At 48.2% G+C, this 25,318-nt stretch carries 22 protein-coding genes; 2 read left to right on the top strand and 20 right to left on the bottom strand.

Annotated elements, in window-relative coordinates; genetic code table 11:
- Positions 1–183: 183 nt before the first annotated feature.
- From OOJ59_RS12610 to rlmE, 16 genes are all read right to left on the bottom strand, one after another.
- A complete protein-coding gene (locus OOJ59_RS12610) occupies positions 184–1,503 on the bottom strand; it encodes a M23 family metallopeptidase (RefSeq protein WP_160955929.1) in 1,320 nt (439 codons plus the stop codon).
- Complete coding sequence (locus OOJ59_RS12605; protein ID WP_160955928.1) at positions 1,500–2,339, bottom strand: prepilin peptidase; 840 nt, start codon at positions 2,337–2,339, stop codon at positions 1,500–1,502. Before OOJ59_RS12605 ends, OOJ59_RS12610 begins: the two co-directional genes overlap by 4 nt.
- Before the next feature lie 79 nt (positions 2,340–2,418).
- Positions 2,419–3,258, bottom strand: a complete 840-nt coding sequence (locus tag OOJ59_RS12600; RefSeq protein ID WP_150345481.1) for a hypothetical protein — start codon at positions 3,256–3,258, stop codon at positions 2,419–2,421.
- Complete coding sequence (locus tag OOJ59_RS12595; RefSeq protein ID WP_137347335.1) at positions 3,255–4,283, bottom strand: type II secretion system F family protein; 1,029 nt, start codon at positions 4,281–4,283, stop codon at positions 3,255–3,257. Before OOJ59_RS12595 ends, OOJ59_RS12600 begins: the two co-directional genes overlap by 4 nt.
- Positions 4,267–5,625: an ATPase, T2SS/T4P/T4SS family gene (locus OOJ59_RS12590; RefSeq protein ID WP_170973651.1), complete on the bottom strand. Its 1,359-nt coding sequence runs from the start codon at positions 5,623–5,625 to the stop codon at positions 4,267–4,269. The genes OOJ59_RS12595 and OOJ59_RS12590 overlap by 17 nt, the downstream gene beginning before the upstream one ends.
- Before the next feature lie 176 nt (positions 5,626–5,801).
- Entirely contained in the window at positions 5,802–6,410 is a 609-nt protein-coding gene (locus OOJ59_RS12585) for a hypothetical protein (RefSeq protein ID WP_051594486.1), read from the bottom strand.
- Positions 6,398–7,294, bottom strand: a complete 897-nt coding sequence (locus OOJ59_RS12580) for a hypothetical protein (protein WP_160956488.1) — start codon at positions 7,292–7,294, stop codon at positions 6,398–6,400. Before OOJ59_RS12580 ends, OOJ59_RS12585 begins: the two co-directional genes overlap by 13 nt.
- A 3-nt stretch (positions 7,295–7,297) precedes the next feature.
- The gene (locus OOJ59_RS12575; protein WP_038634220.1) at positions 7,298–7,840 is read right to left on the bottom strand and encodes a hypothetical protein; all 543 of its coding nucleotides are present in this window, start codon (positions 7,838–7,840) and stop codon (positions 7,298–7,300) included.
- A gap of 12 nt (positions 7,841–7,852) precedes the next feature.
- On the bottom strand, positions 7,853–9,310 hold the full coding sequence (locus OOJ59_RS12570; RefSeq protein WP_160956489.1) for a type II and III secretion system protein: 1,458 nt from the start codon (positions 9,308–9,310) through the stop codon (positions 7,853–7,855).
- A 13-nt stretch (positions 9,311–9,323) separates the two neighbouring features.
- Complete coding sequence (locus tag OOJ59_RS12565) at positions 9,324–9,755, bottom strand: TcpQ domain-containing protein (protein WP_085048649.1); 432 nt, start codon at positions 9,753–9,755, stop codon at positions 9,324–9,326.
- A gap of 30 nt (positions 9,756–9,785) precedes the next feature.
- Positions 9,786–11,669, bottom strand: a complete 1,884-nt coding sequence (locus OOJ59_RS12560) for a prepilin-type N-terminal cleavage/methylation domain-containing protein (RefSeq protein WP_087856896.1) — start codon at positions 11,667–11,669, stop codon at positions 9,786–9,788.
- Positions 11,670–11,785: 116 nt separating this feature from the next.
- Complete coding sequence (locus tag OOJ59_RS12555) at positions 11,786–12,502, bottom strand: type IV pilus major pilin (protein WP_085048647.1); 717 nt, start codon at positions 12,500–12,502, stop codon at positions 11,786–11,788.
- Positions 12,503–12,946: 444 nt separating this feature from the next.
- The gene (glmM, locus tag OOJ59_RS12550; protein ID WP_038634228.1) at positions 12,947–14,284 is read right to left on the bottom strand and encodes a phosphoglucosamine mutase; all 1,338 of its coding nucleotides are present in this window, start codon (positions 14,282–14,284) and stop codon (positions 12,947–12,949) included.
- Positions 14,277–15,125: a dihydropteroate synthase gene (gene folP, locus OOJ59_RS12545; protein WP_038634231.1), complete on the bottom strand. Its 849-nt coding sequence runs from the start codon at positions 15,123–15,125 to the stop codon at positions 14,277–14,279. The genes glmM and folP overlap by 8 nt, the downstream gene beginning before the upstream one ends.
- A gap of 99 nt (positions 15,126–15,224) precedes the next feature.
- The gene (gene ftsH / locus OOJ59_RS12540) at positions 15,225–17,159 is read right to left on the bottom strand and encodes an ATP-dependent zinc metalloprotease FtsH (protein ID WP_003025013.1); all 1,935 of its coding nucleotides are present in this window, start codon (positions 17,157–17,159) and stop codon (positions 15,225–15,227) included.
- 99 nt (positions 17,160–17,258) lie between these two features.
- Positions 17,259–17,888, bottom strand: a complete 630-nt coding sequence (gene rlmE, locus OOJ59_RS12535; RefSeq protein WP_006687879.1) for a 23S rRNA (uridine(2552)-2'-O)-methyltransferase RlmE — start codon at positions 17,886–17,888, stop codon at positions 17,259–17,261.
- Positions 17,889–18,013: 125 nt separating this feature from the next.
- Between rlmE and yhbY the strand changes: the two genes are divergently transcribed.
- A complete protein-coding gene (yhbY, locus tag OOJ59_RS12530; protein ID WP_003025016.1) occupies positions 18,014–18,307 on the top strand; it encodes a ribosome assembly RNA-binding protein YhbY in 294 nt (97 codons plus the stop codon).
- Positions 18,308–18,460: 153 nt separating this feature from the next.
- Here the strand turns inward: yhbY and greA are convergent, their stop codons facing one another.
- Positions 18,461–18,937, bottom strand: coding sequence for a transcription elongation factor GreA (greA, locus tag OOJ59_RS12525; protein ID WP_003025019.1), 477 nt, complete (start codon positions 18,935–18,937; stop codon positions 18,461–18,463).
- 248 nt (positions 18,938–19,185) lie between these two features.
- On the opposite strand from greA, the gene dacB reads away from it, so the two are divergent.
- Positions 19,186–20,619, top strand: a complete 1,434-nt coding sequence (gene dacB / locus OOJ59_RS12520; RefSeq protein WP_085048645.1) for a serine-type D-Ala-D-Ala carboxypeptidase — start codon at positions 19,186–19,188, stop codon at positions 20,617–20,619.
- 36 nt (positions 20,620–20,655) lie between these two features.
- Here the strand turns inward: dacB and opgB are convergent, their stop codons facing one another.
- From opgB to OOJ59_RS12505, 3 genes are all read right to left on the bottom strand, one after another.
- Positions 20,656–22,980 carry a phosphatidylglycerol--membrane-oligosaccharide glycerophosphotransferase gene (gene opgB / locus OOJ59_RS12515; RefSeq protein ID WP_159121498.1) on the bottom strand — a complete coding sequence of 775 codons (2,325 nt, stop codon included), beginning with the start codon at positions 22,978–22,980 and terminating at the stop codon, positions 20,656–20,658.
- Positions 22,981–23,103: 123 nt separating this feature from the next.
- Positions 23,104–24,276 (bottom strand): Obg family GTPase CgtA, encoded by a 1,173-nt coding sequence (gene cgtA / locus OOJ59_RS12510; protein ID WP_268063406.1) that lies wholly within the window; start codon positions 24,274–24,276, stop codon positions 23,104–23,106.
- Positions 24,277–24,291: 15 nt separating this feature from the next.
- Positions 24,292–25,257 (bottom strand): DMT family transporter, encoded by a 966-nt coding sequence (locus tag OOJ59_RS12505; protein WP_006687874.1) that lies wholly within the window; start codon positions 25,255–25,257, stop codon positions 24,292–24,294.
- Between the last annotated feature and the right edge of the window lie 61 nt (positions 25,258–25,318).

Below are 25,318 nucleotides of genomic sequence, written 5' to 3'. Positions count from 1 at the left end.
ACAATGCTTCGACCATTAAAGCGGGAATATTTACTGTTTCCCACTGAAGCGGGTGTGAATACTAACCAAAGCGAATCACCTTCGCAAGGGCATTTTTAGGGCATTGTATCAACTGCGGAAAAAAACAGCAAAAGCGCCGCATTCTGCCGGTTAACGGCGGAAAAACGGCTATAAAACAGCCGGCTATTCGGGTTTCGCTTCCGGCGACACCTTCACGAGCCTGTATTTTCCATACCGTTTAACAATGCGCCATACGCCATCCGGCGTCTCTACGGGTTCTCTCTGCGCGTAGAAGGTGGTTTTTTTACCGACGCGCACGCCTATCTGCAAATTCTCCCCTTCCCCACTAATCAAAGCGATGGTCGGCGTCATATCCACCGGCTCGATAACCGCCTGTGTATCTGCCACGTGCGACGCCCGCCTGGCATTGGGGTTTAATGTCGACGCAAAAAGCACCTCCATTGGGTTTACCAACTGGTGATGATGGCTGAGTTCCAGGTGGAGATGAGGACCGTTGATTCGCCCGGTCGCCCCTGATAAGGCGATAACATTGCCTCTGAATACCTTATCGCCTTTATGAACCTGAAGCGTATTTAAATGCAGATAGCGACTGCTCCAGCCATCGGCATGACTGACGGTAATATAGAACCCCGTCACCGGACCATAGCCGGTCGCCGTCACTTCGCCATCGGCAACCGACATTACCGGGCTATTTACCGGTGCGCGCAGATCCACGCCTTCATGCCGCATAAACTGACGGGTGACCGGGTGGTAACGCATGCCATAAGGAGACGTCACAACAATTTCGTGCGTCAGGGGGAAGATAAACGCCCCGGCAGGCAGGGTATCGACCTCAGAAACGGCATGACGATTCGATAAAGACTGCCAGTTTGGCGCTGGGGCGCTGTTCGTGGGGATCGTCAGATTCAGCACCGAAAAAAAGCTGCTCGCCGTATCATTATCAGGAGCCGGATTGGTTGCAAAGCGATCGGTAGATACAACGCCAGCAGGAAAGAAGCTTGCCAGCGCCATAACCTGTGCGCAGGAAAGATCATCATTGGCATCGGCATCGGCGTTCACCGTAACGTCAGAGGGCCACGTCATAAAAGCGCGACGTGACAAGGTAGCAGCGCTGATGCGACAGGAGAGAGGGTCGGTTTCCCGTCGGGTCTCAATAAGGTTCGCATGGTGTTTACCGGCCTGAAGATCATCGAAACAAGGCTGATAGCGCTGCCGTATTAAAGGCGATGTTGTTACTGGCGGCTGATTCATCAGCACCGCTGTTGCACAGGTTTTCTGCTGATCCACTGGCCGCCATACTGGCAGAGACAGTAAATAAAGCGTACGTGGTATTCGCCCCGTCATGGCTGGCACGGTAGTGTATTGTCGTGGAGCGGGCGGAATGAGCGATACCGTCACGCTGAATTCATCACGCGCAACCTCGTCCCGATACATATCTGGCGCAGCGCGCAGCAAAAGTAACGAAAGCAGAAGAGTGATCACAGGTTAAGCACCGCCGTATACATTAGATAGATCGACATCACAACGATCGCCGGGCCAAATGGAATGTATCCCTGTTTCGCCAGCTCCCCCTGCGGCGCGAATCTGCGAATATAGAAGTAGCGAAACAGAAACAGGCAAAGACCCAACAGGGCTGAGCCCAGCATTAGCACCGCAATATTTTCCACCCCTAACCATGTCGCACACGCGGCGAACAGCTTAACGTCCCCTTTACCGAAACCTTCCCGACCGGTTATCCAGCGGTAACCTTCGGCCATTAGCCAGGTAAAGCCCCATATAAAAACGGCGCCCATTACGCTATCCCGCGGTGAAATTGGAATAAGGTGGCGTACGGAGGCAATAAGTCCCGCCCACAGCAATAAAAACACCAGGCAGTCAGGAAGCAAAAAGGTGCGGATGTCGATAACCGCCAGGGTGTACAACAGGCAGAGAAATAACGCCATGAACGCGAGCTGGAGTAAGCTATATTGCGGATAAAGCCAGTAAACCAGAGTGCAAAACACAACGCCAATGACCGCCTCACTTAACGGATAAATACCCGAAATTGTGCAATGGCAATGGCGACATCTGCCGCGTAACAGCAACCAGCTCACCACGGGAATGTTATCCCAGGGCATAACATTGTGCTGGCAGCATGGGCAGTGAGACGGCGGCCACCATAAATTTACCGTGGGAAGCGCACTTCTTTCTTCATCGTCTGCGGTTTCACGCATCAGCATTATCGGTAATCGATAAATAACGACGTTGAGAAAGCTGCCAATGAATAATCCCAGAAGTAGCGCGAGCCAGGGATACGAGGGAGATAAAAAAGCATCCATGCAGAATTTAACTCTTATTAATAGTCGGTGTTGCATTAGTAACGATCGTCTTTTAATAACCGGCGATCGTTACGCGAGATTATTTGCAGTTATCAGGGATAAGCGCCTTCTGGCTTTCTGACATATCCACCTTGTGCGCATGAGGTAATAACGACTTCCATGGGTCACCAGTGCCTGATGACTCTAACCAAACCTGTAAAGCGGCAAGTGCCGTTGGCCTTATTTTATCAGGTAGATTAACGCCATTGAAATTAGCCCCGGCCGCAGTACCACCTACAGCAGTTAATTGCATTTCATCTTTATTCCCTGTCGCTCTGTATTCAAAATATAATGGCTCCACATACGGATTATAAGAGTCTGTAAAAACACCTACGGGTCCGGAATAAGGTGTAAAGAATTCGACTCTGAGTAGTTTCAGGTACCGTAAAGGCAAAGATATCCATGAGAGAGTGCCGTCATAGTAAGGGGAACCGGAAAATATTTTAACGTCATCATCAGGAAATTCGGCGACAAGATCTTTATATGCCGAAATACCCTTACCTACGCTTCCTTTACCTTTTGCAACACAACCACCGTCGTTCTGACAAAAGGCCGTATCACGTCCACTGATTAAACGCGACGGCCAGACAGATTGGTTATTAATAGTGTAAAGATCAATGTAATCATCCACATGCTTACGTTTACCAGCTGAGATATATATGATGTTAAGCTCAGGCCTAGAATAATTAGACACCCAATTACTTGAAGGGACCTGAAACGAAAGAGGGAAAAAGGTATCCCAAAGCTCGCAGTACTGGAGACTGTCGCTAAGACCATATTTTTGCGCTCCTTGCGCCGTTACGCTCGCCAGGAATAAGGCACCCAGTAAGAGTGCACGCTGACAAATGCTTTGTGGTTTTATATTCATTTCATCAATCATCCTACTGCACTTTTCGACAACGTATCCATTAATGAGAACAGCGCCAGAAATACCCAGATAACGCTCCCGCCCAGGATAACGGTGGCTAAGTTCTTTAACAGTCCGGCAAGTTTTTTAATATACTCCTGTATATGATCGCGGGAGCGCTCCGATACCGAGAGCAAAACCTCATTAAACGAGGGGAGATCGGCATACAGGCTGATGTTGAGTAACTCTTCCGCGCCCATCAGTCCGGTATCGAGCGCTTTGCCATAATTCACGCCGTGCGCCATTTTCTCCAGCATGGTGAAAAGATGCCATTTTAGCCAACGGTTAGCATTGAGCTGAATAATTGAAAGCGCATCCGTCAGAGGAATATTGTTACTCAACATTAGCGACAAATTATTCAAAAAAATGGAGGAAGTTAGCTGCCGATAAGTTGAGAACGGCATAATTCTGTCGAGAACCTTATTCCTTATTGTGCCGCTAAAATTGGCCATTGTCAGCCGTGAAAAGATAACCAGAAAGATAAATCCCAGTAGAATTTTTAGCCACAACCCCTCGTAAAGCGCCACGCCAAAATTATAGAGATTCTGTGTCACGGTTGGCCATTTATCAATCGGCACAACGGAGGCAAAGGCGGGGAATACCTTTTGCGAATAGCCGGCAATAACAATTAACGACAAGGTAATCATTATCAGGGGAAATATAAGCGCACCGATGATCTTTTTACGCAGTTCATCGTTGTATTTAATAATCGAAACCAGGGTAAAAAATCCATCAGAAAGGCTGCCGCTTTTCTCCGCCGCGGTGATCACACTCAGTTCAGAATTCGGCACCATACCTTCGAAAACAGCCGCAACGGATGTTTCCTGCTTCATTTGCGTGATAAGATCCATCAACCGTTTACTAAAGGCTTTCCCCAGTAAAGATTGACCTTCTTTTTGCAGTTTTTGCATCGAATCATACAAAGGCAGACCGGCCTTAATCATGTCTGCGCAAAACTGGTAGATATAGATGCGCTGTTTCTTACTGAATTTTTTCAACGATCATCTCCAGATCTTCTGTTGGCAATACGCCAAATTCCATTGCGTACCAGCGCGCATCCACACGACCAAGCAGCACATGCGCCATGACTTTTTCACGGATCTCAAACCCTTCAGCAAGTCCTACCGCTGTCTTTCTTTTTTCCCGCCACAGGGTGTAAACATTAAGCCACTCCTGCCGGGAGATAGCCGCCAGTTCGTCATAGGTTGGCAAAAAATACTCCATCGCCAGCTGCCGTCCTTTGATACCGCTCTTCTTACACTTTACACACCCCTTCTCGCTTGCCCGGAACAGAGTAAAAGTGCGGCCGGAGAGGGTAATCTCTTCATGGACTTGCTTACAGGTATCGCAAAGCACCGGCACCAGTTTCTGACACTGCAACCCAGCAACGAAGCCTGGCGTGGAGAGCTTGTCACTGCTGATACCTAATGCGGACATACGCTGCAGGAGTGAAACGATATTGCCCGCATGCACGGTGGTAAAACAGTAATGTCCACTCTCAACGGCGCCCGCCAGAGCGTTAGCTGAAACATTGTCACGAATCTCCCCCACCATCAGTACATCCGGGTCGCGGCGTAACGCAGATTTAATTGCGGCGTGGAAACCTCCCCCCTCGACGCTGACAACGGAGCTTTGCTTGGCACCGTATATCTGATATTCCACGGGATCTTCGACCGTCAAAAAGCAGCCGCGATCGTCATAGCGGTTTATTTGTAGCCATTCCATCAGATTTTTCAGCGTGGTCGATTTGCCCGAACCTGTCGTTCCCGCAATGACATACGCGCCATAAGGGTTGCTAAGGATCTTTTTCAAATCGGCAATTTCGGCAGACGAGACGCCTATTTTATCCAGCGAGCCCAGGTTATCTTTTTGCAAACCGGAAGGAATAATACGCAGCACAGCATGGTAACAATCCGCCGTTTCGCCAAAAATGGGAAAATGGGCATAACGGAAGCGGTACGGTTTACCGTTAAGACTGTAGAGAATATTCGCGTTCTGCGGAATTGCCCGGTTCCATGTTGTATCTCTGGTTGTAGCCTCTACGTTGTACAAGACAAATACCAGTTCATCACACTGCTGTGATTTAATCTGCATAAACGGCATCAATACGCCATTTACGCGCGCCTCAAGCAACGCCAACACATCATTCCGTGTAATATGAAGGTCGCTGGCCCCCATATTTACAACGCGCTGTAAGATATTGACCAACTGTTTTTGCGTGTCTGTGATATCAATATCATTATGCGCAGCGTTAAGGGCTTTAAGAGAGATAAATTCCAGTATATGAAAATAATCTTCTTCCGTTACTATCGCCAGGCCAATGACTGGCCGTTTATGCATTGATTTCAGCCGGCTTATCTGGAGCTTGTATTCAAATAGCTTATCGATATTGATAGTGTGTACTAATAAATACTCATAACCATCATGAATAGCATTAATGCCTATTCCTTCAAATTCATGATATTCCCAAAGACCGGAAAATATATCTTCAGTCGTTATTCGTTTAAAATCTATATTCACGGGTTAGCTTCCTTAATTTGCAACCCGTTTTTACGATCTTTGGTTAAAATGTATTGTGCGCCGTCCATGGAAAATACATTTCCTGGAGTGACGTATAACAATGTATCACCGCGTTGATTAGCAATAGCAACCCGAGAAAGACCGCCAATGACTGATTCCAGTACTACGTGCGGCTTCGCAATATTATTACCTGTATTTACCGCAGGCGCGCTCTTTTCAGTCTTGATCTTCGCTTCGATTACGGGAGTTGGAGTTGCCCTCGCTTTTATTTTATCTTCACCGCGCAGCTTACGAATTTCGCTCAACATTTTTTCTAGTTCAACCTGTTGCTGTAGCTTGCGATATTCTGACTGATATAGATAATCCTGCTCAACGAGTGCCTGAATATGATCCTGCATCGTCAGTTCCGCTGACTGTTCATTCAGGGCTTTCTCATCGACATTTTTTACCTCAGGAGACGCAGCTTTCTCGCCATTGCCTACCAGCGCTGGTTTACCGGTCTGGTTTTTGGGGGCAGGCGGCAAGTCAGTAGTCGGAGCGGCCTGTACCAGTCCGGATCCCACCATTAATACTGCAAATATGATGATATTTTTTACGCTTTGCATACTAATCCTCCGGATACTTTTATTCCATCGTTAATTGTTTCAATCTTCCTGATAAGAAAGGCATCCCGATACGCCTGTTTATACAAGGCAACCTGTAATAATATCCCTTCGTTCACTGATGTGGAGTGTGGTTTTGTCAGCGTCATGTTCCACTCTGCTGAAAGCATACCGTAAGCCTTAACGTCCCCCGCTAATGTTTTTTCCAGCGCTGCGACTGTCGATTCAGGCAGGGTCTTAAATACAATCTCGCCATTTTTCTTTTTACCCTTTCCGCCCGTCAACGTTGAGTTATAGCTTTTGATATAAGAGATAACCTCATTACAGGAATATAACGACAAAGGTTTGTTCTTCTTATACGCGCTTAATAAGCCGTTTTCTTTGCGGGAAATTTTCATGTCATTGTATTCAAGTGAAACCCCATTCGACCTGCTCTTTCCTTTTTTTACTGGAAATGATGCTGCGTAGGTTTTACCAAAGAAAGTTAACTCTGGTTGCGTCAAAATAGCAGCGGGGTCGATTTCAAAAGTCATGTGACACGCCTTTAGCGAACAGCCATAACTTCGTCCCTCAACAGGAAGTTTAATCAATGCGAACGGAATAACGCTGCGATGAATTTCATCAATCAGGCGAATACCGAAATCAATACTCATTCCCTCTAATGATTTCTCATACCAGTCATGTACAGAAGCCTTATCGTTAAGCAGTTTCTGCGCAGCCTGCTGTTGCTGAGCAAGCATTTCGTTTTGCGGCATCTTTATAAAATAATACCAATAGCCTGCACCAGCGCCACACAACAGTAAAGCAATAGCCAGAATAATAATTATAATTCGACTTGTAGAAAATATTCCGCTCTTACCTTTCCAGAAATAGAGACCTTCCAGCATAAATTACCCCGCCACCAGAAAATGAAGTGCTAAAGCAAGCAGCGCCAAAAATATCAGACCACCAGCCAGAATGGAGCTAATAATGAATCTGCGACGTCGCTTCAGAGAGAGCTGATGCGCCGCGCATTTCTCTATCACCACAGAAAGCTGGACTTCGGTCAGCGACGTCACTTCCAGGTGTTCATATTGTTCCGGGTGCCGCATGAGCTCATCAAACAGGCTGCGCTCTATAAAGCAATCGGTTCCACTGACAATCCGGCCGCCATTAATAATGAGCAGATAAGTGAAATTATCATCACCATGTGAGAAATAGATGCCATCCCCAAATAACTCTTTAATATAAATCGCAAAAGGCTCATAAAGGGTAGAAATTTTCTCACAATAACCCACTGCTAAACGCCCGTCAGAATCTTTATAGATTACCCGACGATTAGCCTTTACCATTCCGCGAAAAGCTGCCTGCGCGCCAGGGTCAAGGTGAGACATACTGTCCGGTTCCCAGAGCAGACCGGTAAGGATATTATTATCCTGTAACAGTTTATCCATAACCATTTATTCCTATCGGGAAGTAATAGGCTGACGATAATAATCGACGCCAATTACCATGACGATCGTCGCAGATTCATCTTCATTTTTGTCACCGATACCCAATACCTGATATTCCAGACCACCATTTTCACCTTTCACATCATACTTGCCTACCATTAGCAGATCGCCCGGCATAATAATTGATGAGTTAAATGATTCCGTGGTGCTTACGTTCGGTAACTGCACATCATCATAAGTTTCAATGCCTTCCAGATAACGTTTTGTGAAACCACTCACTACCTCAATTCGACCATCTGAAAGCACGCGGGGGGTAATGATAAAACTGGTCCCTGTAATAATGGATGATGTTTCGACCGCGACGTTAACCTCACCATTGTCATCGACGGTACGGGTTTTGCTGGAGACGTAATTTTGCGACTTCGTCATATTCAGCGGTATCGCCATATTGTTGCGCGTGATAAAGGAACCGCTTTGTAACGTCCGGTCACCCGTTAACTTGTATAACGCATCCAGCCCGCTACTGATATCAACATTGCTGTTTTTCCAGCCTGCCGATATACCGCCCGTTAGTGAGTCCAACAGACTAGAACTGATCTTCATGGTATTCTGACCGTCATCCAGAGAGAAGTTAACGCCGGCAGAAAGTTCTTTCACTTTCGATTTGTCGAGCGTGAAGATTTTATAGGTAACAATAAACTGACGGCTGTTATCCGCTTTATATTTATCTAACGTACGATTGAGCGCCTCATACTCTGACGGTCTTGAGTTAACCATTAAGACAGAAGAATCTTTGAATAGGTTGTAGTTTCCTGAAGAAATATAATTCTTCGCCATATCCTCCACATCATCCCAGAAAGATGATTCGAATTTGGTTTCGGTCTTTCCGGTCAACCCGCCGCTGGAAGTCGCCTCGTTACCAGAAAGATCGAGGTTCGTTTCTGTCTTATTGTTTTCACCATAAAAGTCCAGCTTAATGACATACGTTTCATAAACGTTTATTTTAAGAACGTTATGATTATCAAGTTTTGGGCTTACGTCATAAAGAGAAGCGATATACTGGATAAACGCCTCAAAGGTGCCATCAAATTTTACGCTACGTGCCGTATTCCAGCTACCGCTGTTATTTGACGCACCTGCTTTTGCGCCTATCGCACTCTCGTTGATCCGGTAACTGATTCCCGTTTGTGCAGAGACAGCGTCCATAATGACTGCCAGCGTGGCGGGTTCATAGGATGAAATTTTGACATGTTTTCCCATGATTCGCTGCTGCTCAACGCTATAATCCACCTTTTTCCCTATGTATGCGCGGTCGTACTTAATATACGGCTTCGCTTTTGATTCATCCTGGGTGGTCGCATCTTTAAAATGCTTCTGAATCTGGCTTTCTGAGTCATATTTTTCTTCAAAATCGCTGACACAACCCTGAAGAAAAATGGCTAATATTAACAACCCTGTCTTAATCTTCATCCCTGCACCCATTTTACATTTCATCAATAACAATAACGCGATTTTTTTGATATTTCTTGACTACCAGGCCATAATTCTCAGAAAAAAACAGCTCGCCAAGTTCTTGCAGGATCTCGTCATCCGATTTCCCTGCCAGCGTAATATTGTTATAAACCAGGTAATCTTTTGCACTGTTCCAGAAAAGCTTATAGCCATTAGCCTCCACCCATTTTCTGATTTCCTGGCTTAATAATTTATCTTCCTGAATTACCAGTGGCGGCGCTGAAGGCGCATCCGCGTGATAAGTGTCACCAGTAAACGGGTTTCTGCCGGTATGTTGAACAACCGCACCAGAAGACACTGGAGATGCCGTCATATGGATCTCTGATGAACTATTATTACTTGCCATAGCCTGCGGCAAAAGCATTACCGACAATAAAAGCAGGCAGTATTTCCTGATAATCATATTATCTTCCCTCTGTTTATCAGATTGCTATTATTTGTATTCTGTCGTCGTCAATAAATCATATGGCGTACCTGATTGCGGTATCGTACTGCACCATTTGGTAATAACATAAGATATTGTCTGCGGGTTTACTATGCTAAACCCTGCTCCCGTTTCTGAATCATACAGGCCCATCGTTGCGGTCACTGCCCATACATACTTACTGCCCGGGAATTTATATTTTTGCGCCACATTATGATCGGGACGAACCCCACTTGAAACGTCCATCTCAGCCAACTCTACCTGCACAGTAACGCCGCCAAGCAAATCTACTTTCTTGCTATCATCTAATTTGGCGCGAGTCTCGTTTTGTTTGACATAGCTACCAGATATGCCGCCATCGTTGTAAGCTGAGACAGAAGATATACTGGCAGACAACCGCGGATATAACGCCCGCGTAACTTTTGTTTTTTCCTTATTGCCATCTTCATCCAGAATTGCGTCACCGTTGGCGTCACGCAAAATAATTTCCTGTTCGATAACAGGGCAGGTCTGCACTGCAAATCGATGCAAGCCAGAGTTTATTGAACTGTCATCATATGCTGCTACATAATCTTTCTTATCTGTAATATCCGCAGATAAAAGTTCATAGCCAGAATATTCACTCACTGACGGAGTCACAAGTTCAAATGCATCATATGCACTGGAAGGATAATAATTCGAAATAACATCAAATCCAGCCATGCTGCTGCCATCCCAAGGACGATAAGAGGTATTATCATCCAGATAAAAATCACCCTCAATTTCTTCATTATTGTTATTTTTGTATGTAAAGCGCTCAGGGCTACCGTCGGCGGAAAGCATTAAATCACCGCCATAATTACGCTTGAATAAAAAAACTGGCCGTGACGTATTTTCCATCACCAGATTGGCTTTTAGCGTACCCGTTTTGGTCTCATCACCATAATTCTCCGGATCGGTCATATCCAGCGAAAGGATCTGATCTTCGCCATGGGCACCTGTGCCTGCCTCCTGGTTGTAACACAGTTCAACTTTACTTGTCTGGGTGTTCCAGCATGCCGTGCCTGAGCCGCCGCCATTGCTCCCCTGATCGTTATCATTCATGTCAAAGGTGATGCGAATACCCAGTTGCTGACCCTTTCCCTGCGTTTCCAGTCGCTCCAGGTTAGACGCCATATCGGAAAACTCGACTGGCGTACTGCCGTCAGATTTCGTTATCAGTTGCCAGGCGTCCGCCGTCCTGACCCGGCGAACAAGCATGATATGCGAAGCAATCAGGCCTGAGTTATTTAACGCATTGTTAAACGCGGAGGCATAATTGGCAAAACTATACTTGTCGTTACTCTCCGTGTAGTTGAACGCAACAATAGCATCCATACGCGCAATCGTGCTGGAGGGGGTTTTAAGATCGTCAGAAGCAAACCCAATCCGTTCAATTTTCGCCGCGGGATTTTTAGCCGCCGTCACAAGTGAGCAGGGTAAATATTCTTGTGTCAGTTCAAATGTTGATTTAAGTGAGACGTTACAGCTTTTGCTGATGAACAAATAACGTTGTTGCTTTTGCTGATTCGCCCCCTCTCCCCACAAAAAATAGTTCGTCCCGGTCCCGGTATCAATGTCCGTAACGTTATTAGTTATCCGGTAACGATATTGGGAATCGGTACTGCTGCCTTGCGTGGCTTCATACAGTGGGTTATCTTTTTCACCGTCTTTTGTTTGCAGAGTTTCATCACGCAAATAATTCATCACGCCCTTCATCTCCTGGACAAGCGCGTTCGCGATGGTCTGGCGCATTTCTTTCGCTGCTTGTTTACGGGCATAATTGGTATACATAGCTAGCGCGCCACCAATGATTGCCAGTACAACAATAACTTCCAGTAGTGAAAATCCAGCCTGATGGTTTCGGGACCGCATACTAATTCCTGAAGAACATGAATCATTTTTATATAAATAATAAGTGGCTATTCACAGTAAATAGCCACTTGTTTTTATTCTAAAAAAGAACAGATTCTAATTTAGAGCACAAAGTATTATTTACTACCGAAGATAACACCGTTAATAGAACCCTGACCGTCACAGACGCCAGTTGCAACAATATCAGAAGGCGAAATATCACTCGAGGTCAGCGTCTTAAGAATTGCACCACTTTTACCCACACTGAAGTCTCGGTCAGCGATACTTGGTTCAGACCCGGCAGCGGCACCGGTATTGAGCGCTTCAACATAGTCCCACTGGTTACCCATCTGGGAAATCAGGTTACGACACTCTTCAGACGCCAGACCATTCACCACCACAACAAAGCCTTTTCTCTGAGAACTTGAGCTATCCGTTAACGCGTTATCCATCTGGAACGCATCGTTAGAGAAGCCGTTAAACGCTTCATCAGCAGAGATTTTACCCATACGTACCAGAGTGGCGATTGGCGAGTCATTGGATACAGAAGTATCATTGATATCGGATTTAGACAAACCTTTAATAGAATCGCTTTGCGCCGGATATTGAGCCTGATCTTTATAAGCTTCATTCATTGCAGTACGTACACTGGTCAAGTCATCCTGTACAGCAGACAAGTCCTGAGCCGTAAAAGCCCGCTGGGCTAAAATAACCACACCAGCGGCAATAACACCGATAATCCCTAAGACAATAATTATTTCCAACAGCGTAACACCTCGCTGTTTCTTCATCTCTTTTAACTTAGAGACCTTTTTGGTCATATTCCCTTTTATGTTTAAAACCATTGTACTCATGTTATACACCCTTATTAATTCCGTTAAATTCAGGCTTAACCACCTGTTCGAATATTATTAATATGGAAAAATAAGAATGCAACAGAACGAAAAAAAACTAAGAATACATTTATATTCAGCAAACACATTTCATACATTATTTTTATAAAATTTATAGGAAAGTATAATTATTATGAATTAGTTAAACCAATAAAACAAAACGTACTTTATAGCTGTACTTTTACATGAGATGCGGAATATTTTCAATAATTAAATGTCAATCTTGATAAATTTCTCTTCTTCCTTATTTATTAAGCCCTTATCGATAAAACAATACCGATAATACTGTCATTCCTGTTACTCTGGCATGAGAATGAAAAAAATGCCCGGTTAAATTAACCGGGCGTCTGATAACAAATTATAACGTTCTTTAATAGAGGTAAAACTAACCCCTATAGCTATGTATTAAACCGCTTTCACTGCATCTGCAATACGATGGGCGAACTCAGATACCTGTGCCTCGTCTTCACCTTCAACCATCACACGAATTAATGGTTCAGTGCCAGACTTACGCAGCAGGACGCGTCCACGATTACCCAGCGCCGCTTCAACATCTGCCATCACCGCTTTCACATTGTCATTTTCCAGCGGATCGCCGCTACCTGCGGTGTAACGTACGTTAACCAGCAGCTGCGGGAACATTTTCATGCCGCTGCACAGGTCGTGCAAACTCATATGATTGCGCACCATCGCGGTCAACACCTGCAGACCTGCCACGATACCGTCACCGGTGGTGGTTTTATCCAACAGGATCACATGGCCTGAGTTTTCCGCACCGATACTCCAGCCTTTTTCCTGCATTTTTTCCAGGACATAGCGGTCACCGACTTTCGCACGGGCAAACGGAATGCCCAACTGTTTCAACGCCAACTCAAGGCCCATGTTGCTCATCAGCGTACCTACCGCGCCACCGCGTAGTTGCCCCTGACGCAGCGCTTCACGGGCGATGATATACATGATTTGGTCACCGTCGACCTTATTGCCTTCGTGGTCGACCATGATCACGCGGTCGCCGTCACCGTCCAACGCGATACCCAGATCGGCTTTTTCCGCGATCACGCGCGCCTGCAGGGCGCGGACGTCGGTAGCGCCGACTTCTTCATTGATGTTAACGCCGTTTGGCTCACAACCGATGGCAATAACATTGGCGCCGAGCTCACGCAGTACGTTTGGCGCAATGTGATACGTCGCACCGTTAGCGCAATCCACCACAATTTTAAGCTCGCTCAGGCTCAGTTCATTCGGGAAGGTGCCTTTGCAAAACTCGATATAGCGACCGGCGGCATCGACAATACGGGTGGCTTTACCCAATTCAGCCGAGTCCACACAGGTGATTGCTTTTTCCATCTCGGCTTCTATGGCTTCTTCAACCGCATCCGGCAGTTTGGTGCCGTCGATAGAGAAAAATTTGATCCCGTTGTCATAGTACGGGTTGTGCGAAGCGGAGATAACAATCCCTGCTTCCGCACGGAAAGCACGCGTCAGATAAGCAACGGCAGGTGTTGGCATTGGGCCAGTGAAAGAGGCAGAAAGACCTGCGGCAGCCAGGCCCGCTTCCAGCGCAGACTCCAGCATATAGCCAGAAATACGCGTATCTTTACCGATGATAATTTTTCGTGAACCATGACGTGCCAGCACTTTTCCTGCCGCCCACCCCAGTTTGAGCACAAAGTCAGGGGTAATTGGGGAGTCGCCTACGCGGCCACGGATCCCATCAGTGCCAAAATATTTACGATTACTCATAGCGTTTGTTTTCCTTTGCAGACAATGTGGCTTCCACCACACGCATCGCTTCTACGGTTTCTTTGACGTCATGGACACGAACGATCTGCGCCCCCTGCATTGCGGCAATCACCGCGCACGCAAGACTACCGTTCAGGCGTTCGGATGGCCCCACATTCAGCAGTTGACCAACCATTGATTTTCGTGACATTCCAACCAGCAGCGGCAGCTCAAAATGATGAAACTCAGCCAGGCGTGCCAGTAATGTGTAGTTGTGGGTGAGATTTTTACCGAATCCGAATCCCGGGTCGAGCAACAATTTATCTTTTGTGATTCCGGCTCGTTCACAACGTGCTATTTGCTCAACAAAGTAACGATTTACCTCAGCGAACACATCCTCGTACTTTGGCGCTTCCTGCATAGTTTTCGGTTGCCCCTGCATATGCATCAAACAAACCGGCAGCCCGGTTTCCGCGGCGGCTTCCAACGCCCCGGGCTCCGAGAGTGAACGAATGTCATTAATGATATGTGCGCCGACCCGCGCGCATTCGCGAATCACTTCGGGTTTTGAGGTATCGACGGAAATCCATACTTCAAAACGTTGAGCAATCGCCTCCACCACAGGGATCACTCGCTGCAGCTCTTCTTCTACGCTCACATCAGCAGCGCCAGGACGCGTGGACTCCCCCCCCACATCAATGATAGTCGCCCCAGCGTTAATCATCAGATTTGCGTGTTTTACCGCCTCAACCAGAGAGTTGTGCGCCCCGCCATCGGAAAAAGAATCTGGCGTAACGTTTAAAATCCCCATGACGTGAGGATGGCTGAGATCCAGTGAAGAACCCTGAGCAAAGAGTTTCATAGTTTTATCCCTGGTAAAAATCTTGAGTATGCAGATAAGAAAAACCCCGGAGCAAGCCCCAGGGTTTTCAATTAAAACACGGTCATCATCAACGATAACTTATTTGTCGCCCAGTTGCTCTGACATGGTGCCAGAGTCCGGCGCACGCGGTTCATCAACCGGACGCGGCGCGCTCGGCTTGCCGGTGCTGCCAGAGTTGTTGTTAGAAGAACCCGGTTCTTCCCAACCCGCTGGCGGACGCACATCGCGGCGAGCCATCAGATCATCAATCTGCGGCGCATCGATGGTCTCATATTTCATGAGCGCATCTTTCATCGAGTGCAGAATGTCCATGTTTTCGTTCAGCAGACGACGCGCACGGTCATAGTTACGCTCAATCAACAGCTTAACTTCCTGATCGATGATGCGAGCCGTTTCATCGGACATATGTTTAGCTTTCGCAACAGAACGTCCCAGGAATACTTCGCCTTCTTCTTCAGCGTACAGCAGCGGACCGAGTTTATCGGAGAAGCCCCACTGAGTAACCATGTTACGCGCCAGGTTAGTCGCGACTTTGATGTCGTTCGACGCACCGGTAGAAACATGTTCAGCACCGTAGATGATCTCTTCCGCCAGACGACCGCCGTACAGCGTGGAGATCTGGCTTTCCAGCTTCTGACGGCTGGCGCTAATTGCGTCGCCTTCAGGCAGGAAGAAGGTCACACCCAGCGCACGACCGCGCGGGATAATCGTTACTTTGTGTACCGGATCGTGTTCCGGTACCAGGCGACCGATAATCGCGTGGCCAGCTTCGTGATACGCGGTAGATTCTTTCTGCGCTTCCGTCATCACCATGGAACGACGTTCCGCACCCATCATGATTTTGTCTTTCGCTTTCTCGAACTCAACCATCGACACGACGCGCTTGTTGCCGCGAGCAGCAAACAGCGCCGCTTCGTTCACCAGGTTCGCGAGGTCAGCACCGGAGAAGCCAGGCGTACCACGCGCAATGATTGCCGCATCGATATCCGGAGACAGCGGTACGCGACGCATATGCACTTTCAGGATCTGTTCACGACCGCGAACGTCCGGCAGACCAACCACAACCTGACGGTCGAAACGGCCTGGACGCAGCAGCGCAGGGTCAAGAACGTCCGGACGGTTAGTTGCCGCGATAACGATAATACCTTCGTTACCTTCGAAGCCGTCCATCTCAACCAGCATCTGGTTCAGGGTCTGCTCACGTTCATCGTGACCACCGCCCAGACCAGCGCCACGCTGACGGCCTACGGCGTCGATTTCATCGATGAAGATGATGCACGGTGCCGCTTTTTTGGCCTGTTCGAACATGTCACGCACACGAGATGCACCCACACCCACGAACATTTCCACGAAATCAGAACCGGAAATTGTAAAGAATGGAACCTTCGCTTCACCGGCGATAGCTTTCGCCAGCAGGGTTTTACCGGTACCCGGAGGACCGACCATCAGGACGCCTTTCGGGATTTTACCGCCCAACTTCTGGAAACGGCTCGGTTCGCGCAGGTATTCAACCAGCTCAGCAACCTCTTCCTTCGCTTCGTCACAACCCGCAACGTCAGCAAACGTGGTTTTGATCTGATCTTCCGTCAGCATGCGCGCTTTGCTCTTACCGAACGACATGGCGCCTTTGCCACCACCGCCCTGCATTTGACGCATGAAGAAGATCCAGACACCAATCAGCAGCAGCATTGGGAACCAGGAAATGAAGATAGAAGCCAGCAGGCTCGGCTCTTCAGGCGGCTCGCCGACAACCTTGACGTTTTTGGTCAGCAGGTTATCAAGCAGCTTCGGATCGTTAACCGGAATGTAGGTCGTGTAACGGTTACTATCTTTCTTGGTAACGTTAATCTCACGTCCGTTGATCTTCGCTTCACGAACCTGGTCCTGATTGACCTCTTGCAGGAAGGTAGAGTAATCAACCTTACGGCCATTAGACTCGCTGGGCCCAAAGCTCTGGAATACTGACATCAGCACAACGGCAATGACCAGCCAGAGAATTAGGTTTTTCGCCATGTCACTCAAGGGATTAACCTCATATTACAACTGTGTTAAAAACAGCGTCAGGATACTCTATATCCAGTTTCTTTCAAACTTTCGTTTGAAATCTACCGGTTATGGTTTACGCCCGGTCGCTACAATATACACTTCACGCGAACGGGCGCGAGAAGAGTCCGGCTTACGAACTTTGACCTTCGTAAACAGGGAGCGAATCTCTCTTAGATACTCATCGAAGCCTTCGCCCTGGAACACCTTCACTACAAAACTACCACCTGGCGCTAAAACATCTCGAGCCATTCCAAGCGCCAGCTCTACCAGATACATGGCCCGGGGAATATCCACCGCCGGTGTTCCACACATATTTGGTGCCATATCAGACATGACAACTTGTACTTTACTGTCACCTACGCGTTCAAGTAACGCTTGCAGGACTAATTCATCACGAAAGTCGCCCTGAAGGAAGTCCACACCAACGATTGGATCCATAGGTAAAAGATCGCAAGCGATAATGCGGCCGCTGTTGCCGATCTGCGTAACCGCATATTGCGACCAGCCACCCGGTGCAGCGCCGAGATCAACAATCGTCATCCCCGGTTTAAAAATTTTGTCACTTTGCTGTATTTCATCAAGTTTAAACCAGGCACGGGAACGTAACCCCTTTTTCTGCGCCTGTTGAACATATTTATCGCTAAAGTGTTCCTGAAGCCAGCGACTCGAGCTGGCAGAACGCTTTTTACCTGTCATTTCACATTCCCAAAGGGCAGTTCATCGTAACCAATGGTGTAAATTTCTACACAGCTATTTGGTGATATATGGGAGATGGCGGTAGAATGACCCGTTTTCAATCCCAACGTAAGCAAAAATATACGATGAATCTGAGTACTAAACAAAAACAGCACCTGAAAGGTCTGGCACATCCGCTCAAGCCGGTAGTTATGCTTGGCAATAATGGTTTGACCGAAGGGGTACTGGCCGAGATTGAACAAGCGTTAGAGCACCATGAACTTATCAAGGTGAAAATCGCCTCGGAAGACCGCGATACCAAAACCTTGATCGTGGAAGCTATCGTACGCGAAACCGGCGCCTGCAATGTACAGGTCATCGGCAAAACGCTGGTACTGTATCGCCCGACTAAAGAACGTAAAATCTCGCTGCCACGCTAAGAATATCCCAAAGTCGCACACGAAGTTTGTGTAAAACGCGGGGTTTTCCGCTAGCAGGAGAGCAAAATGCCACGCTCTCTTCGTTGATAAAAGGCCGCTATGCGGCCTTTTTCCTTTCTTTACAATGTATCAACATCTTAACCAAGATGCGAATTACAGGTATTCGACCTTCGTTACTTCATATTCAACTTCACCGCCCGGCGTTTTGATAACGACGACGTCATCCTGCTCTTTGCCAATCAGGCCACGAGCAATAGGCGAGTTCACTGAAATCAGGTTCTGTTTAAAATCAGCTTCATCATCGCCGACAATACGCCAGGTTTGCTCTTCGTCATTATCGAGATTCAGAACGGTAACCGTCGCGCCGAAAACAACACGGCCATTGTTCGGCATTTTAGTGACGTCAATCACCTGCGCATTGGACAGTTTAGCTTCGATATCTTTAATGCGTCCTTCGCAGAATCCCTGCTGTTCGCGAGCCGCGTGATACTCCGCGTTCTCTTTCAGGTCACCGTGCTCACGCGCTTCCGCGATAGCGGCGATAATTTCAGGACGGCGCACAGATTTCAGAAAATCCAGCTCTTCGCGCAGTTTTTCAGCACCACGTAAGGTCATCGGGATAGCTTGCATTTGTTATACCTCTTGAACATTCCTGTAGGGGGCGATGCTTCTCACCCCGGCTGCTAAGCCCACCCTGGCATACGCCATGCCAGAGTCAGAAGCAAAAAAATACCGACCCGGGGCTCAAGGTCCCAGGTCAGCTACAATTCTCTATTTGATGATCATTTTACCCTGGAGTTCCCTATGGGTCATCGTTTACTTTTTGGGGCGTTGCGCCGTAGTATGACGGCCTGTTTCCAGGTTGTTAGCGCGAGATTATGCGATTTCCCAGATTTACCATTGGATTGACTGCCAGTATAGCGTTCAGCGTTCAGGCTGCGAATGTCGACGAATACATCAACCAGCTTCCTGCCGGGGCCAACCTCGCCCTTATGGTACAGAAGGTTGGCGCATCTGCACCCGCTATTGATTTTCATAGCCAGCAGATGGCGCTCCCCGCCAGTACCCAGAAAGTGATCACCGCGCTGGCGGCGTTGATTCAGCTCGGGCCTGATTTCCGTTTTACCACCACGCTTGAGACGAAAGGCAACGTGGAAGGCGGCGTTTTGAAAGGTGACTTAGTGGCGCGATTTGGCGCCGATCCGACGCTAAAACGCCAGGATATTCGCAATATGGTAGCGACTCTGAAAAAATCTGGTGTGACGCAAATTGCCGGAAATGTTCTGATCGACACCTCTATTTTCGCCAGTCATGATAAAGCCCCCGGTTGGCCCTGGAACGACATGACGCAATGTTTTAGCGCCCCGCCTGCCGCAGCCATTGTCGATCGCAACTGTTTCTCGATTTCGCTCTACAGCGCGCAAAAACCGAACGATCTGGCATTTATTCGCGTGGCATCCTACTACCCGGTCACCATGTTCAGCCAGGTGCGAACCCTCGCCCGTGGCTCTGCCGAAGCGCAATATTGTGAACTGGACGTGGTTCCAGGCGATCTCAACCGCTTCACGCTGACCGGATGCCTACCTCAACGCGCCGACCCGCTGCCGCTGGCGTTCGCCATTCAGGATGGCGCCAGCTATGCCGGGGCGATTATCAAAGATGAGCTAAAACAAGCGGGTATCACTTACAGCGGCACGCTGCTGCGCCAGACGCAGGTCAACGAGCCGGGGACCGTGGTTGCCAGCAAACAGTCAGCGCCGCTGCATGACCTGCTTAAGATTATGCTGAAAAAATCGGACAACATGATCGCCGATACCGTTTTCCGCATGATTGGCCATGCACGATTTAACGTCCCGGGCACATGGCGGGCAGGTTCCGATGCCGTACGCCAAATTTTGCGTCAGCAGGCGGGCATCGATATTGGCAACACAATTATTGCCGACGGTTCTGGTCTCTCCCGCCATAACCTGATTTCCCCGGCAACCATGATGCAGGTGCTGCAATATATCGCTCAGCACGATAACGAGCTGAACTTTATTACTATGCTACCGCTGGCGGGCCATGACGGCTCCCTGCAATACCGTGCGGGCCTGCATCAGGCTGGCGTGGATGGCAAAGTATCGGCGAAGACAGGCTCACTACAGGGCGTCTACAACCTCGCAGGCTTCATCACCACGGCAAGCGGTCAGCGTATGGCATTTGTGCAGTATCTGTCGGGCTATGCGGTACAGCCGGCTGACCAACGTAATCGGCGTATTCCGCTGGTACGCTTCGAGAGTCGGTTGTACAAAGATATTTATCAGTCTAACTAAGCGGATGCAGGGAGCGGTAACGCTCCCTCGTCGTTTCTAATCGTTTACCGGGATTATCCGCAGCTCGGTTAACCCAATCCCCAGCTTCCTTGGCGGAGCGGATTTAGGAAAACCGATATAATTTCCCTCGTTACTCAACTCCGGATAAGGGGGGACAATCGTTAGCGTATCGAGTCTGTCAGGATTCGTCATATGTAATATCACCGTTTCCGCCTCTGCGTGCAGGGTGAGATAGTGGGTACAGGAACCGATGGAAACGGGAAGCGGTGCACCAATATTTTTGCCAAAGGCTTTTGCCTTGATCTCAACGTCAAATTTCGCGGGCAGTGGTTGGTTATAGGTGATAGCCACCGCGGGTGACAGGTTCGCATCTGACCACCGTCCCCAGTATTCTGGATGCCCCACTCCTGTTATTGATTTCACAAATGCAGGCAGTCCTTCCGCCGCAAACAGTATGCGATCGGACTGATAGCGGACATCCTTTGCGGAAAGTAATAACCGCGCCTGGATACGCTGAAAGCGTTCATGATTCGTTTTGCCCGGAAATTCACTCATCCCGCCTGAATAATCTTCAGCCGTTATTTTTTCGATGTGAGTCTCGCTACCGGCTTTCCCAGAGGCAACACACCACCCAGTATTGACGGCAGAATCCGGTTGCCATACGGGGCCAATGCTCAGGCATTGATCTATCCAGATAAATTTATGGCCTTCAGGCAGAAATCCCAGGGTATTCCTTAAAGACATTCCCACGTCATTCCCGTCGTCGACAACCGGCCAGACTCGTCCCGGAGATACTTCCAGTAAGGCGGGAATAGGGTATTCAAAACTATCAAAACGCAGCAACTTTCTTCTGGTATCAACGGTAAAATTTTTAATGGACTCGGGAATTCCCCAACGGGAGCGGATAGCAGGCCCCCAGGCTAACAACTTATTTTTAAAGTCGTCAAAAACCGCTGCCAGTGAAGGCTGACTTAATGAACTTCTCCCTAAGCCTATTGCATTATCGCCCCCCATCAGCTCAAGCACCGTTGCCCCATTATCTAACGTGCTTCGCTTATCGGCGATAACTTTCGGCGTCACGCCATTTCTGAAAACCACAAATAAATTGCGACGAGGCATTTTATTTAAATAATCCACAGCAGCCGTCATATTTTGCATTACCAGATGATCGGATGAGAGAACAATAATTGTATTACTGGCCCAGGGCGAAGCCTGTATCCGTCTAATGAATTTAGCGATTTCCCTTTGGCTACAAAGCACAGAGGTTAACGCATCGACTTCGCTACCATTTTTTTTATAGCTGACAGGACAGCTCGTGGGGATATAACCTTCAGGGGGATGGGTATCCAGCGTCAACGTGAATAACGCAAAAGGCGTTTTTTGCCGGGACAAATGCTCAAACTTGCGCCAGACCTTTTCCAGCAGCATATCATCATATAGCCCCCAGGCATTCTGGGCGGAAAAATCCTTCTCAAGGCCAGACTCCGCCAGTCCCCAGGCATGGTCAATGCCGTGCGTTTTAAAAAATATATCCTTATCGGCGAAACGTAAATCAGCGCCCTGCATAAACCAGGTTTCATAACCTGAATTTTTCAAAATATCCCCAAGGCAGACTGAAGAGGAAAAGAAGCCCAGACTGGCTTTCTTGCCACTTAAATCGGTCGGTGCAAACAGCGGAAGACCACACTGCGATGCCACGATCCCTGCTATGGTAAAATCCGTCGCCGGATACTGTTCTGTGCCGCTAAAATCCAGGCCATCTTGTTTCAGCGCCGTTAAATCAGGCAGCAACTGAGGAAATGTGTCTTTATCAAAGTAGGTTCTTTCCAGGCTTTCTGCATAAATATATACCAGATTATATTTTGGATTATTAATCCTGGTATCTGGCGTAATATAGTAGCGCGAAAAATCGGAACCATCTACTTCTGCTGGCGGCTTGTTATAATTAGTGAATTGTAATAATGCCGGAGAGATGCCAACAGCAAAAAATGTCAGCAATACGGCGGTTATCGAAGCGTAATGTTTTCTCTCTTTTTGAACATTTTTACCTTGCATGAATCGCCAGCTCAGAAAGAGTAGCAGTCCAATCAGCAAGACAGCAACGACAAAAGGCGCGACGTAATCTTTAAAATCCGCGCCATAAAGCGAGCGGGTCAAAGTATAAATAACAGCGTCATTAACCCCTTCGCCCGTAAAGTAATAACAACCTAACCAAAACAGGCTTAAAAATAAAGAAATGCACTGAGCAAGTAAAATAAGAGAGGCGTAATAGATTGCCCTATAGCCTTTACTTTTATAAATCAGGGCGGCCAAAACCATTGAGGCCAGTGATATAATAATTGCTACAAATGAGTATTGCATTACCTCGTCTCATACATGCACGCTAAATGAGGAGGAATTATAATTGGTCGTTTAATGCGGGAACATCATTAATATTTTTTTCAGAATATATAAATAAAAGGGCTGGTAAACCAGCCCTCAAAATCAACGCTTATAAATGAACTCAACGCCTTCTTCGTCGTCTTCGTCCCAATCGTCATCCCAGTCATCTTCCGCTTCGTCTTCGACTTCAGCGAGCTGCTGGCGGTGATAATCATCCCACATGAACTCAACTTTCTCTGGCTGTTTCGCTTCTTCAGCCTGAACAATCGGGTTCTCAATGATAAAGGTCATCACAACCCAGCACAGATCCTTCACGCCCAACTGGCTGGCGGCGGAGATCAGGTAATATTTACCTTCCCAGCCCAGCGCTTCGGCGATCGCTTTCGCTTTCTCTTCCGCTTCGGCCTTGTCCAGCAAATCAATTTTGTTGAACACTAACCAGCGCGGTTTAGACGCCAGGTCCTGACTGTATTTTTCCAGTTCGCCAATAATGATACGGGCGTTCTCTACCGGATCGGAGCCATCAATTGGATCGATATCGATGAGGTGCAGCAACACGCGGCAGCGTTCCAGGTGTTTCAGGAAGCGAATCCCCAGACCCGCGCCTTCAGCCGCGCCTTCAATCAACCCCGGAATGTCGGCCACTACGAAGCTCTTTTCGTTGTCCATACGTACCACGCCCAGGCTTGGTACCAGGGTGGTGAACGGATAATCGGCAACTTTCGGCTTCGCCGCGGATACCGCACGGATAAACGTCGATTTACCGGCATTTGGCATACCCAACATACCTACATCCGCCAGCAGCATCAGCTCCAGCAACAGATCGCGCTTATCGCCCGGTGTCCCCATCGTTTTCTGACGCGGAGTACGGTTGACCGAGGATTTGAAACGGGTGTTACCCAGGCCGTGCCAGCCGCCTTTAGCGACCATCAGACGCTGACCATGCTTGGTCATGTCGCCCATGGTTTCGCCGGTGCCCTGATCGATAACGCGCGTACCGACAGGCACTTTAATCGTAACGTCTTTCCCGCGTTTACCGGTGCAATCGCGGCTCGCGCCATTCTGACCACGTTCCGCACGGAAAGATTTTTCAAAACGGTAATCGATCAGCGTGTTCAGGTTTTCGTCGGCTTCCATCCATACGTCGCCGCCATCACCGCCATCACCGCCGTCCGGGCCGCCTTTTGGAATATATTTTTCACGGCGGAAGCTCACGCAACCATTACCGCCATCACCTGCAACGACCAGAATCGATGCTTCATCAACAAACTTCATTTTATTCTCCGTAAATCATTCGCCTGAGCGGGGTTGCGAAACCACCGTTTCATGCTTACGTAAACCGCCCCAAATTCGATGACCAATGGCGGAATACATCGCGCCCGCAACCACGATAAACGCACCGAGATAACCTAAAAGGTTTAGCATCGGTCTGGCGAAGAAATCGGGCCAGGCCAGTGATAATAAATCTGAAAATAACAACGTAAACAGCGGCGTAAGCGTAATAATGGCACTTACCTGCGCCGCCTGCCAGCGCGCCATCGCTTCCGCGAGAGCGCCGTATCCTACCAGCGTATTCAGGCCGCAGAATACCAGGCAGGCCAGCTGCCAGTCGCTGAGCTGCGTGATGACACCGGGTTTAGCCAGCGGCAACAACGCGATCGTACATAAAGTGTACAGTAAAAACAGGATCTGCGGTGACGCCAGACGGCGCAATAACACCTTTTGCGCGACCCCATAGCTCACCCAGACCATCGCCGCACCGACACCAAAGATAACGCCCCAAGTGTAATCGGTGAGTCGGGTAAAAATTTCGATCAGACTGGTATTAAAAAACAGAACCAGGCCACTCAGAAGCATAATGGCGCCAATCACCTGCGTGCCGCGCATCTTTTCTTTCAGGATAAAGACGCTGGCGATCATCATACCAACGGGTGACAGCTGACCGATAACCTGCGAGGCCGTTGGGCTCAAGTACTGCAAAGATGAACTAAACAGAATGAAGTTACCGAACAGCCCACCGGTGGCTATTGCCAACAGCACCAACCAACGCGCTTTGCGAAAAATGCGCAATGGGGGGAGCTTTTTTTTAACCGCAAGGATAGCGCCAAGGCCAATACTTGCCATTAAAAAACGGTAGAACACCACGGTAGGAGGCTCCATCACCTCCAGCACTTGCTTCATTGCTATTGGCAAAGCGCCCCAACATATTGCAGTCGTGAGTGCTAACAGAATACCAATGCCTGCCTGCTGCTTCATGCCGTATTCCCTGCAAGGGCTCGTTTCCGGTTTATCACGGCGCGACGAGCATATTTACCGG

Origin of the sequence: Citrobacter sp. W9, assembly GCF_026719375.1 — a bacterium.
In the GTDB taxonomy this organism is placed as follows: domain Bacteria; phylum Pseudomonadota; class Gammaproteobacteria; order Enterobacterales; family Enterobacteriaceae; genus Citrobacter; species Citrobacter werkmanii.
The sequence above is the reverse complement of the archived record's forward strand: the minus strand, read 5'-3'. Positions and strand labels throughout refer to the sequence as shown.